We start from the raw sequence: 11,366 nt of genomic DNA, 5'->3' as shown, positions 1-11,366 counted from the left end.
AGATGCCCGGCCCTTCGGGTTGGCTGAAACGGGCCGGCTGATCGACCGGCCGGCTTGGCCGTAGAACTGGGCTACGACGCGCGCCGGCCGGTCGACCATCCGACTCCGTTTGAGCCAACAGAATGCTGCAATCTAACCCGGAAAGGCTCTAACCCCAGCCCAGCCTCTGATCAATAGGCGCTGAGACCGGTGCCCTTATAGACCTTCTCGAATTCGGCCTTGACGGTGTCGTTCTGATAAGAAGACACAAGCGTCTTGACCCATTCGGCATCCTTGCTGTCGTCCTTGACGGCGATGAAGTTGCGGTATGGATTATCAGCGATCGGCTCCTGGGCAATGCGTTCGGCCGGCGAAAGACCGCTTTTCAGCGCCCAGTCGGTGTTGACGATACCGGCATCCAGATCGTCGATCGAACGGCCGACGATGCCGGCGTCGAGTTCCTTGATCTCGATCTTCTTCGGATTGTCGGTGACGTCGGCGACGGTCGCGAGAATACCGGTGCCCTCCTTCAGTTTGATCAGGCCTTCGCTCTGGAGAACGCGCAGCGCACGGCCTTCGTTCGAGGGGTCGTTCGGCACGCCGATGACGGCACCTTCCGGGATCTCTGCGACGGACTTGTATTTCTTGGTGTAAAGGCCGATCGGCCAGACCCCGGTATAACCGACGCGAACGATGTGATAGCCGTGCTGCTGGATCTGGTTGTCGAGATAGGGCTGGTGCTGGAAGGCGTTGGCATCGATTTCGCCGCGCTCCAGCGCTTCATTCGGCTGGGTGTAGTCGTTGAAGATGACGGTTTCGATCTTGAGACCCTTCTTGCCCGCCTCGCTCGCGACCACGCGCCAGATATCCTCCTCCTCGCCGGCCATGATGCCGACCTTGATGGACTTGTCCTCGGCGTGGGAAGGAGCGGGTGCTGCAAAGGAAAAGACTGCGGCCGCGGAAACGGCGATGGCGGCAAGAGCCGCGCGGCGCGTAAGGTGGAAGCCGTGAAGATTTTTGTTCTTGGTCATTTTATATCCCGTCTGACTGAATGAGGCCGAACGCCCCGAGCAGGCCGATCATGGCAAATGCGCGGATCGGGAGCGAAGCACGAATGTCTGATGTGGAGGAAGGGCCTGAAAAACTCTTGCCCTGCTGTCGATATCGGCAGGATAAATTTCCACCAAATTTATGGATTAATTGCGGCTTGAGAGCATGCTCCAAAAATGAAAACGGCGCCTCTTCGGCGCCGTCTCAAGCCCATTCCGGCATTGCTCATTCTGCAGCAATCAGCGCTTGATTTCGCGCAGGAAAGAACGCCTCGAGCTCGTCGATGACTTCGCCGATCCGCTTGGAAAGTGGATCGGATGAGACGCGGTAATCGGTGAAGTCGCGGTCGGACGCGTAAACCGCGGTCGGCAGCGTGTAAGACATGAAAAAACCGAAGAGCGGGCGGAGCTGGTGCTCGACCATCAGCGCATGGCGGTCGCCGCCGCCGGTCGCCGTGATGATGATCGGCTTGGCGCGCAGCTCATGCGGGTCGATCAGGTCGATCAGATGCTTGAAGAGGCCAGGATAGCTGCCCTTGTAAGTCGGCGCTCCGATGATCAGCACATCGGCATTGACGATGTCGTCGATGACTTCCCTGGCGCGACTGTCGAGATCGTCACGGCGCAGCGCCTGGCCAAGCGAGGGGCCGACATCGGTCAGATCGTAGATGGTGTTGTCGAAGCCGTATTTCTCGCCGGCGAGACCGGCAATGTTTTCGACAAGCGCAAAGGTCTTCGAGGGGCGGTTGAAGCTACCCGCAAGGCCGACCAGTTTGTGAGCAGACATGCCATTTCCTTCCAATATCGTGCCGAGACCGACGTCATTATTGGACGAATATTATCTATAAAAATAGTGGATTAAAGGAATGGTGATCCCTCTTCCCCATAGGAGGAGAAAAATACGTTCGGGCCTATGGGCGAAGGCGATGTACGAAATCGAGCCGGAGTGTGGTGACATTCCGGCTCGATCGATTGTCCGTAAGCGATGTCGCCTCAGGCTGGTTTCTGCTTGGGAATACGCGGCAGGAAGACTGTGAGAAGACCGAGCAGCGGCAGGTAGGAGCAGATGCGGTAGACGAAATCGATGCCATGGGTGTCGGCGAAACTGCCGAGCAGGGCTGCACCAAGCCCCCCTGCCCCGAATGCGAAGCCGAAGAAGACCCCGGCAATCAGCCCGACGCGCCCGGGCACCAGTTCCTGCGCGAAGACGACGATTGCAGAGAAGGCTGAAGCGAAGATCAGGCCGATGACGACGCTGAGCACACCCGTCCAGAAGAGGTTGGCATAGGGAAGCAGGAGCGCGAAGGGAATCACGCCGAGGATCGAGAACCAGATGACGAAACGGGCACCGAAGCGGTCACCGATCGGCCCGCCTAGGAAGGTGCCGACGGCGACCGAACCGAGGAACAGGAAGAGCATCAGCTGTGCCTGCTGCACGCTGAGCTCGAACTTGTCGATGACATAGAAAGTGAAATAGCTCGACACGCTGGCCATGTAGACATTCTTCGTTGCCGTCAGCAGCACGAGGATGAGCAGCGCCCAGACGACCCTGTTCTGCGGCAGCGGCAGAGTCCGGCTTACCGCCGGCTTGCTGGCATTCTGGCGCCTGTGGCTGATGTACCAGTTGCCGACCCAGCTCAGCACGACCATGCCGACCATGGCGATGGCGGCGAACCATGAGACACTGTGCTGACCGAGCGGCAGCACGATGAAGGCGGCAAGCAGCGGACCGATCGCCTGGCCGGCATTGCCACCGACCTGGAAGAAGGATTGCGCGAAACCGTGGCGACCGCCGGAGGCAAGACGGGCAACGCGCGAAGATTCCGGGTGGAAGACCGCCGAGCCGAAGCCGATCAGGCTTGCGGCAACCAGCAGCAGGGTGAAACTGCCGGCATTGCCGAGCAGAATGAGGCCGCAAAAGGTGCTCGCCATGCCGACCGGCAGCGAATAGGGCATCGGCCAGCGGTCGGTGACGATGCCGACGAGCGGCTGCAGCAGCGAAGCCGTGACCTGGAAAGTCATAGTGAGGAGACCGATCTGCACGAAATCGAGATCGTAGTTCGCCTTGAACAGCGGATAAAGTGAGGCGAGCAGCGACTGCATGATGTCGTTCAGCATGTGGCAGAAGCTGACCGCCATGAGGATAGACATCGTCGTCTTTTCGAAACGAGGCGGGCTCTCGGCAACTGTTGCCATCAATACTTCTCCTGCACAGGCACGGCCGGTGCCATTGCCACGTCGCTTTTGTTCGATGGATTTTCGGGCGATCGGGGCTGGGAAGACTCTCGTGCGACGGTCGCTGAACTGCATTTAGCGTAAGCCGGGACGCAATTACAGCCCAGTTTTATCCGTATTGGTACGGCTTTTGTTCGATTTGCGCTTCCGCCGAGTGATTTCTGCGTGATTTCACGTCTTTCCGGGCGAGGGCTTTCATATCACAGTCAGCCGCGATGATCACATATCCAGTGGGCTATGTGAAAACAACCATGGAAAAGCCATGCAGGGGATACTACAGCTGCACCGATTGAAAATGCGATCGAGGCTGAAAACACACGATGAATGTCAAGACAGCGAATGCGATAGACAGCTATGTCGGAGCGCGCATTAGATTGCGCCGGCAGTTGCTCGGGATGAGCCAGGAACGGCTTGCCGAGCAGATCGGCGTGACCTTTCAGCAGGTTCAGAAATACGAGAAGGGCATCAACCGCATCGGCGCGAGCCGGCTGCAGCGGATCGCCGAGGTGCTACACACGTCGCCGAGCTTCTTCTTCGAACAGGAGAATTCCGAGCCGTTGACGCTGCAAGGGCTGGATCTATCCGCGAATATGGACCCGGTCGCCGAATTCCTGCGAACGAAAGAGGGATTGGTGCTCAATCGCGCCTTTCTAAAGATCGCCGACAGCAATATCCGCGAAACGGTCATCGCGCTGGTGAAGGCGATGGCGCAGGCGGAAAGTCGCGGTCTGACATCGGGAGCTTCCGTAGCGGATATCACCCTTCCGCTGGGAGAATAGGCGGGTATCGCAGCGTTGCGCCTGGCGGGCCGACCGGACAATGAGTGGCATTTCCCGAAAGGGCCTGCTTGCGATTTGGCATTTGCCGGATCGCTATCTGAGGGACGGCGCCGAGCTGGGCGCTGAATTCTCCGCCTATCGCCGGGATCTTGCGCTGGGCACTCTGCTGCGGGACCTCGACAGAATCGCCGTGTCCCCTCCCCCAAGCAGATATCAGGACGGTTCTCTGCCACACGGCACTGAACAGCCATTGATTGTCCAGGTGCTTGCCCATTGCAGACATACTTCAAAGAGCCGTGCACGCTCGATATCTCGCTTCCGAAGTATCCGATCGGCTATGATGCCGGTCGTGCAGCCTTGCTCTTGCGATTCGGTCAGTGAATGCGCGATTGCCACGCTGGACAGCGGCACCGGGCGGCATGTTCAAGCCTTTGAAAAAGATTGGACAACCTCGCGGTAGGGTCTTGTTAACCCTATTTGCCTTGCCACCCCTCCAGAATCGGCGCTAAATGCGGTTTCACAGCGCCTAGGGCTTTTAAATCGCATTTTCGAGATTTCCATGAATATGGCACCGCAGATAGAAAAAGCAATTTCTGATGTCGACCAGCTGATAATTGGTCAGGCGCAGGAACTGTCCGATAAGCTGAAGCAGCATCGGCTCGAGATGTTTCCGCCGCGTGCATTGAAGGGTTTGAGGGAATTTCAGCTTGCCGAGGCCGCGCGTTTCCTCGGTGTCACCAGCGGCTATCTTCGCAACCTGTCGCTGGAAGGCAAAGGCGCCCTTCCCCAGGTCACGCCGTCGGGACGTCGATCCTATACGGCGGAGCAAATGGAAGAGATGCGCAGCTTCCTGGAGCACAATGCCCGCGCCGGAACGCATTATATGCGTCATCGCCGCGGCAACGAACATCTGCAGGTCGTTGCCGTCGTCAACTTCAAAGGTGGCAGCGGCAAGACGACGAGTGCGGCACACCTTGCCCAGCATCTTGCCCTGACGGGTCACCGTGTCCTTGCCGTCGACCTCGATCCGCAGGCCTCTCTCTCCGCCATTCACGGATTTCAGCCGGAGTTCGACGTCAACGAAAATGAGACGCTCTACGCCGCCATTCGTTATGACGATCAGCGGCGTCCGTTGAGAGAGATCATCCGTCCGACGAATTTCCCGAACCTTCATCTGGTGCCGGGCAATCTCGAACTGATGGAATTCGAGCACGATACGCCGCGCGTCCTTGCTCAGGGCAAGGCGGGGGACTATGGACGCGTCTTCTTCGCGCGGCTGGACGAGGCGCTGTCCTCCGTCGCCGACGATTACGACGTCGTCATCATCGACTGCCCTCCCCAGCTCGGCTTCTTGACCATGAGCGCCATTTGCGGCGCAACGGCAGTTCTGATCACCGTTCATCCTCAGATGCTCGACGTGATGTCGATGTGCCAATTCCTGCAGATGCTCGGCGAGGTGCTGAACACACTGAAAGGTGCCGGCGGCAACATGAACCTCGACTGGCTGCGTTATCTCGTCACTCGCTACGATCCGCAGGACGGGCCGCAGACGCAAATGGTCGCCTTCATGCGTTCGATGTTCAAGAACCATGTGCTTACCAATCCGATGTTGCGCAGCGTCGCGATCTCCGATGCGGCGATGACCAATCAGACGCTTTACGAAGTCGAGCGGAACCAGTTTACCCGCGCGACCTATGACCGCGCCATGGAGGCGATGGATTCCGTCAACACCGAGATCGCCGATCTCATCCACAAGGCTTGGGGGCGGAAATGATCCAGAAGTTTACTGCGGTAAACAGGGACGAGGAGCTGGCTGATGGCGCGTAAGAATCTCCTCTCCGGTCTGATGGACGATTCCAAGAAGTTTACTGCGGTAAACAATGAGGACGAACCGCTCCACAGGGACGAGAAGCAGCAGCTCACCTATAAGGGGATCGGCGCTCTCGGTGCCGTGACGCGCAGTATCGATGCGCTGGCTGCCAAGGCCGATGCCGCCAAAGTCATTGAGGAGAAGCTGGCGACCGGTGAGACGGTGATTGATCTCGACCCTGCCCTGATCGAAGATTCCTTCGTGACCGACCGGCTGGCGCATACCGACGAACAGTTTCGCGAATTGGTCGAGGCGATCCGCCTGCGTGGCCAGGATTCGCCGATCCTCGTCCGCCCGCATCCTGAGAAGGACGGCCGATATCAGATCGCCTTCGGCCACCGCCGCGCCCGGGCCGCCAAGGAACTCGGCCGACCTGTCCGCGCTGTGGTCAAGAAACTCGACGATCGCGACCATGTCATTGCGCAGGGCCAGGAGAATTCGGCACGCGCCGATCTCTCCTTCATCGAGAGGACGATGTTTGCCGACAAACTCGACACGTTGGGCTTCGACAGGGAAACGATCATGTCCGCGCTCAGCGCCGATAAGACGACGGTTTCCAAGATGCTGTCCGTCACCAAGCGGATCCCAGCCGAAGTCCTTGCCGCGATCGGTGCGGCCAAGACCACCGGCCGTGATCGGTGGCACGATCTGTCCGTGAAATTCGAGGCCGAAAACATCGCAGCACGAGCGATCGAGTTCACCAGATCGGTGGAATTCGGGACGGCGGAGCCGGATGCCCGCTTCGATATGCTGGTTGCCTTCATCAGCAGGAGGCAACAACAGGCCTCATCCATAGCGGCGCTTCAGCCCGCCGCTCACGCCTGGCAGCGCAAGGACGGCGCGGTCAAGGCGAAGATCAAGGATGACGGGAAACAGTTCACCATCGCGTTGAAGGCGGAGAAGGCGTCTGCCTTTGGAGCCTACATCGCCAGCAATCTGGATCGTCTCTACGAGGCGTTCGAGAAGACACAGGATTTGACCAAGAACGGAGATCAATAAGCAAAAGAAAAGGCCCCCGAACGTTGCCGTCGCGGAAGCCCTCTCTGATCTAGACACCCAGAGAATCACATTTCCGCGAATCATAGTCAAGAGTCTTTGGCACCGAATTTGGTGAGCCGCGATCTTTTGCCTTGAAGAAGGCGAAGAAAATGGAAAGCGGACATGTGACGACGCCCTTCGGGCGGCGGCCGATGACGCTTGGCATGTTAGCAAGCCAGGCGGCTGCTCGAGAAATCGAGCCCGGCCAATCTATCGACAAGTGGAAACTCTATCGTGCCCTGTGCGAGGCCAAGCCGCTGCTCGGCATCACTGACCGGGCGCTCGCTATCCTGAACGCCTTGCTGAGCTTTTACCCCAAGGGGGAGCTCTCTGAGGAAAACGGGCTCGTGGTGTTCCCTTCCAATGCACAGCTCTCGCTGCGCGCACATGGAATGGCGGAGCAGACGATCCGTCGCCACCTGGCGAGCCTGATCGAGGCCGGGCTGCTGATCCGCAAGGACAGCCCGAACGGCAAGCGCTACGCCCGCAAGGAGCAGGGTGGAGAGATCCGCGAGGCATTCGGGTTTTCGCTGGCCCCGCTGCTGGTGCGTGCTGAGGAGATCGAGCGGTTGGCGGCGGAGGTGGTTGCGGAACGGTTGCACCTGCAGCGGCTGAGAGAACGCCTGACGCTTTGCCGGCGCGACGTCGCCAAGCTCATCGAGATGGCATTGGAGGAGGGCGCCGCCGGCGATTGGAGCCGGATTCACCTGCATTTTCGCGATGTCGTCGAGCGGCTGCCACGGTCGCCTTCCGCCGAGCAGGTCGCCACCGCACTCGACGAATTGGAACTGCTGCGTGAAGAAATCACCAATCAGTTGGAAATGCAGATTAAAACTCAAAATCATAGCGGCAATGCCCAACATTATGAGCGGCACATACAGAATTCAAATCCACAATCCACTACTGAACTTGAACCAGCTTCCGAAATGAAGCAGGGCGCAACGGCGGAGGATCGATCGGCGGGTCGGGCCGAACCGACAGTCCGAATACAGAAAGATGAAGAGAAGAACGGGCGTGTGCCGGCCACAAGTTCTGCCCCCGCTGCCAACGCCGCGCTCAAATCCTTCCCACTAGGGCTGGTGCTGCAGGCCTGCCCGGAAATCGCAGCCTATGGACCGCAGGGCTCGGTCGGTACATGGCGCGAGCTGATGGCCGCGGCTGTGGTCGTTCGCTCGATGCTCGGCGTCAGCCCATCGGCCTATGAGCAGGCCTGCGAAATCATGGGACCTGAAAATGCGGCCACCGTTATGGCCTGCGTTCTCGAAAGGGCAGGGCACATCAACTCCGCCGGCGGTTACCTGCGCGACCTGACACGACGCGCCGAGAAAGGGGAATTCGCCATCGGACCGATGTTGATGGCCCTTGCCCGCAGCAATTCGCCGATGAGAGCGAAGACAGGATGAAATTCACTTCGTGGTCTGCCTGACGCGAGCTATTATGGTTAACGGAGTGTAACGGAAATGAAGGCCGAGATAACTTCTGACTGGTGTCTTCTTGCTTTTGGATCAGATGGTTAGGGCTCTTGACGAAAACCTACGAGGCGATGCGTCACCTGCAAGTGGGTGGGCGGGCACGTCGGTCGATGGAGAACACCACATCCCAGCAGTTGACGCGAAACGCTTTTTGACGATACGGCAGCGCGATAGCGCGAATGGCGGACGGTCGGTAAGCCGGAAGAACTGCGGAGCATGGGTTTGAAACGGGCGGTGGATTTTTTCTTGGCTTTGATTGCGGCGGCGATCCTGCTCGTTCCAAGCCTTGTCGTCGCTCTTTGTGTTCGCCTTACCTCGCCGGGACCAATCCTCTATTGGTCAAAACGTGTCGGCCGTTTCAATCAGATCTTCCTGATGCCGAAATTTCGCAGCATGCGCGTCGACACACCGACGGTTGCCACGCATCTTCTCGAAGATCCGGATCGCTTTCTGACACCGATCGGTTCGTTTCTGCGCAAATCCAGCCTCGACGAGCTGCCGCAGCTCTGGTGCATTCTCGAGGGGAAGATGAGTTTTGTCGGCCCGCGGCCGGCACTCTACAATCAATATGATCTGATAGAGTTGCGGACGGCCCATGGTGTCGACAAGCTCCTGCCCGGACTGACGGGATGGGCGCAGATCAATGGCCGGGACGAATTGCCGATTCCGGAGAAGGTAAAATTCGATGTCGAATATCTCGAACGCCGCTCGTTCGGCTTCGACATAAGCATCCTGTTTATGACGGCCGAGAAGGTCATCCGCCGTAAGGGAATAAGGCATTAAGCTACCTACTTCTGATAGATAAGCGGGGCGGGGGACCTTACTTTCCGATTATTTCAGTTGCGCTCGTTGCAGAAAATGACAAGAAGGTGGTTGTCTGATTGATCCGCGAGACGCTGGTAAGCAATGCCCGAAAATACCCCCACTGAGACGCCGCGCTCAGGATGGTTCTTAATGCCGATGCAAGCGCTCGTCGCCCCTCTGCTGGCGATGCCGCGGGTTGCCAAACGCGCTCTGGCCTTGCTGCTGGACTCCAGCTTTTGTGTTCTGACGATTTGGCTGGCCTATTGCTTCCGCCTGAACGAATGGACGGTGCTGACAGGTGTGCAGTGGCTGCCGGTCTTCGTTTCACTGTGCATGGCCCTTCCCATCTTCATCGTCATGGGCATGTATCGGGCGATCTTCCGTTATGCCAATATGGCTGCTTTCATTACTGTTCTGAAGGCGATTGCGATCTACGGCGTCGCCTTCATGACGATATTTACAGCACTCAGCGTCCCCGGTGTTCCGAGAACCGTCGGCATCCTCCAGCCCTTCCTTCTGTTGATTGCGATCGGGCTGTCGAGGTTGAGTATCCGCTACTGGCTCGGGGATGCCTACCAGCGCATCCTTCACAAGAATATGCTCGCCAAGGTGCTGATCTATGGGGCAGGGACGGCCGGGCGGCAACTGGCCGGTGCCTTGATCAACAGTGCCGAACTCAATGTCGTCGGCTATCTGGATGATGATCCGCGTCTCAAGGGCGGTGTCATGGGTGGTTTGCCGATCTACGACCCCTCGGATCTTCCGGTGCTTGCCGAATCTCTCGGCGTGCACAACGTGCTTCTTGCTCTTCCCTCCGCATCGCGGCAGCGTCGCAACGAAATCCTGGAGCACATCCGTAAAGCAAGGGTCAATGTTCGCACGTTGCCGGATCTCACTGCCCTGGCTCAGGGACGCATCGCCGTCTCCGACATCCGAGAGCTGGAGATCGAAGATCTGCTGGGAAGAGAAGCGGTCGCGCCGCGCCAGGAGCTACTCGACAAGTCGATGCGCAACAAGGTGGTGATGGTCACCGGTGCTGGCGGCTCGATCGGCGGCGAGTTATGCCGTCAGATTCTGCGCACCGGGCCTTCCAGCCTCATCCTCATCGATCAAAACGAGTTTGCGCTTTATAATATTCATGCCGAATTGCAGAAGCTGGCCGAACTGTACAAACACGAAAACATGCAGATCGTCCCGATCCTCTGTTCTGTTCGCGACCAGGATCGCATGGAACATGTCATGCAGAGCTGGCGACCTCAGACGCTCTATCATGCAGCCGCTTACAAGCATGTTCCCCTTGTCGAACATAATGCCGTGGAAGGTATCAAGAACAATGTGATGGGTACGCTGGTCGCGGCACGTGCGGCCAATAAATGCGGCGTCTCGAATTTCGTGCTGATCAGCACAGACAAAGCCGTGCGTCCGACAAATGTGATGGGCGCCAGCAAGAGGCTGGCGGAGATGGTTCTGCAGGCGCTTGCGGCGGAAGCGGCGACCGACGGAATGCGAACGAATTTCTCCATGGTCCGTTTCGGAAACGTCCTCGGCTCCTCCGGATCCGTCGTGCCGCTTTTCCGGCAGCAGATCAAGGAAGGCGGCCCGGTGACGCTGACACATCCTGATATAACCCGCTATTTCATGACCATTTCCGAGGCTTCCCAACTCGTCATACAGGCCGGCGCGATGGCGGAGGGCGGAGATGTCTTCCTGCTCGACATGGGAGAGCCGGTTCGCATCGCCGATCTCGCCCGCAAGATGGTGGAGCTTTCCGGGCTGGCGGTCCGCGACGAAGACAATCCCGAAGGCGATATCGAGTTGTCCGTTACCGGTCTTCGGCCCGGCGAGAAGCTCTTCGAAGAACTGTTGATCGGGGATAATCCTGAAACAACCGAACATCCTCGGATTATGAAGGCGCGCGAGGATTTCCTGTCCTGGCCCGAGCTGTCGCGAAGGCTCAACGCGCTCAACGCGGTGTTGGACCGGAACGATATGATCGCTGCACGTGCGACATTGGCGGAGCTTGTTTCCGGCTATTCGTCAACGGGTGAGGTCTCGGATCTGGCTTTCACCGGCGCCGAGCCAATGCGTCTACCTCAGACAATTCAAGGCACGCTGTAGGGTCTTGCAGGCTCAAGGGGTG

Annotated in this window: 9 protein-coding genes; 6 read left to right on the top strand and 3 right to left on the bottom strand. The window is 58.4% G+C overall.

All coding sequences use genetic code 11. From position 1 onward, the window contains the following. Positions 1–170: 170 nt before the first annotated feature. The 3 genes from GR198_RS26480 to GR198_RS26470 all read right to left on the bottom strand — a co-directional run bounded on the left by GR198_RS26480 (position 171) and on the right by GR198_RS26470 (position 3,224). Positions 171–1,010, bottom strand: coding sequence for a MetQ/NlpA family lipoprotein (locus GR198_RS26480; RefSeq protein ID WP_164069771.1), 840 nt, complete (start codon positions 1,008–1,010; stop codon positions 171–173). Positions 1,011–1,254: 244 nt separating this feature from the next. After that, positions 1,255–1,815, bottom strand: coding sequence for an FMN reductase (gene msuE, locus GR198_RS26475; protein ID WP_164024634.1), 561 nt, complete (start codon positions 1,813–1,815; stop codon positions 1,255–1,257). A gap of 206 nt (positions 1,816–2,021) precedes the next feature. Beyond that, entirely contained in the window at positions 2,022–3,224 is a 1,203-nt protein-coding gene (locus GR198_RS26470) for an MFS transporter (RefSeq protein ID WP_029874968.1), read from the bottom strand. 359 nt (positions 3,225–3,583) lie between these two features. Between GR198_RS26470 and GR198_RS26465 the strand changes: the two genes are divergently transcribed. From GR198_RS26465 to GR198_RS26440, 6 genes are all read left to right on the top strand, one after another. Further along, the gene (locus tag GR198_RS26465; protein ID WP_164024635.1) at positions 3,584–4,042 is read left to right on the top strand and encodes a helix-turn-helix domain-containing protein; all 459 of its coding nucleotides are present in this window, start codon (positions 3,584–3,586) and stop codon (positions 4,040–4,042) included. Between the two features lie 559 nt (positions 4,043–4,601). Continuing rightward, a complete protein-coding gene (repA, locus tag GR198_RS26460; RefSeq protein ID WP_017957621.1) occupies positions 4,602–5,816 on the top strand; it encodes a plasmid partitioning protein RepA in 1,215 nt (404 codons plus the stop codon). A gap of 42 nt (positions 5,817–5,858) precedes the next feature. After that, a complete protein-coding gene (gene repB / locus GR198_RS26455; protein ID WP_029874970.1) occupies positions 5,859–6,911 on the top strand; it encodes a plasmid partitioning protein RepB in 1,053 nt (350 codons plus the stop codon). A gap of 149 nt (positions 6,912–7,060) precedes the next feature. Continuing rightward, positions 7,061–8,353: a plasmid replication protein RepC gene (repC, locus tag GR198_RS26450; RefSeq protein ID WP_164069773.1), complete on the top strand. Its 1,293-nt coding sequence runs from the start codon at positions 7,061–7,063 to the stop codon at positions 8,351–8,353. A gap of 285 nt (positions 8,354–8,638) precedes the next feature. After that, on the top strand, positions 8,639–9,205 hold the full coding sequence (locus GR198_RS26445; protein ID WP_029874972.1) for a sugar transferase: 567 nt from the start codon (positions 8,639–8,641) through the stop codon (positions 9,203–9,205). 123 nt (positions 9,206–9,328) lie between these two features. Next, on the top strand, positions 9,329–11,344 hold the full coding sequence (locus tag GR198_RS26440; protein WP_029874973.1) for a polysaccharide biosynthesis protein: 2,016 nt from the start codon (positions 9,329–9,331) through the stop codon (positions 11,342–11,344). Positions 11,345–11,366: the final 22 nt, after the last annotated feature.

Origin of the sequence: Rhizobium leguminosarum, assembly GCF_010668065.1 — a bacterium.
Lineage (GTDB): Bacteria > Pseudomonadota > Alphaproteobacteria > Rhizobiales > Rhizobiaceae > Rhizobium > Rhizobium leguminosarum_S.
Note: the sequence above shows the minus strand (reverse complement) of the source record. Positions and strands in the feature narration are given on the sequence as shown.

Bases quoted from the DNA above. Each gene is read 5' to 3' on its own strand.
- GR198_RS26480 (WP_164069771.1), bottom strand. From the start codon at position 1,010: ATGACCAAGAACAAAAATCTTCACGGCTTCCACCTTACGCGCCGCGCG.
- msuE (WP_164024634.1), bottom strand. From the start codon at position 1,815: ATGTCTGCTCACAAACTGGTCGGCCTTGCGGGTAGCTTCAACCGCCCC.
- GR198_RS26470 (WP_029874968.1), bottom strand. From the start codon at position 3,224: ATGGCAACAGTTGCCGAGAGCCCGCCTCGTTTCGAAAAGACGACGATG.
- GR198_RS26465 (WP_164024635.1), top strand. From the start codon at position 3,584: ATGAATGTCAAGACAGCGAATGCGATAGACAGCTATGTCGGAGCGCGC.
- repA (WP_017957621.1), top strand. From the start codon at position 4,602: ATGAATATGGCACCGCAGATAGAAAAAGCAATTTCTGATGTCGACCAG.
- repB (WP_029874970.1), top strand. From the start codon at position 5,859: ATGGCGCGTAAGAATCTCCTCTCCGGTCTGATGGACGATTCCAAGAAG.
- repC (WP_164069773.1), top strand. From the start codon at position 7,061: ATGGAAAGCGGACATGTGACGACGCCCTTCGGGCGGCGGCCGATGACG.
- GR198_RS26445 (WP_029874972.1), top strand. From the start codon at position 8,639: ATGGGTTTGAAACGGGCGGTGGATTTTTTCTTGGCTTTGATTGCGGCG.
- GR198_RS26440 (WP_029874973.1), top strand. From the start codon at position 9,329: ATGCCCGAAAATACCCCCACTGAGACGCCGCGCTCAGGATGGTTCTTA.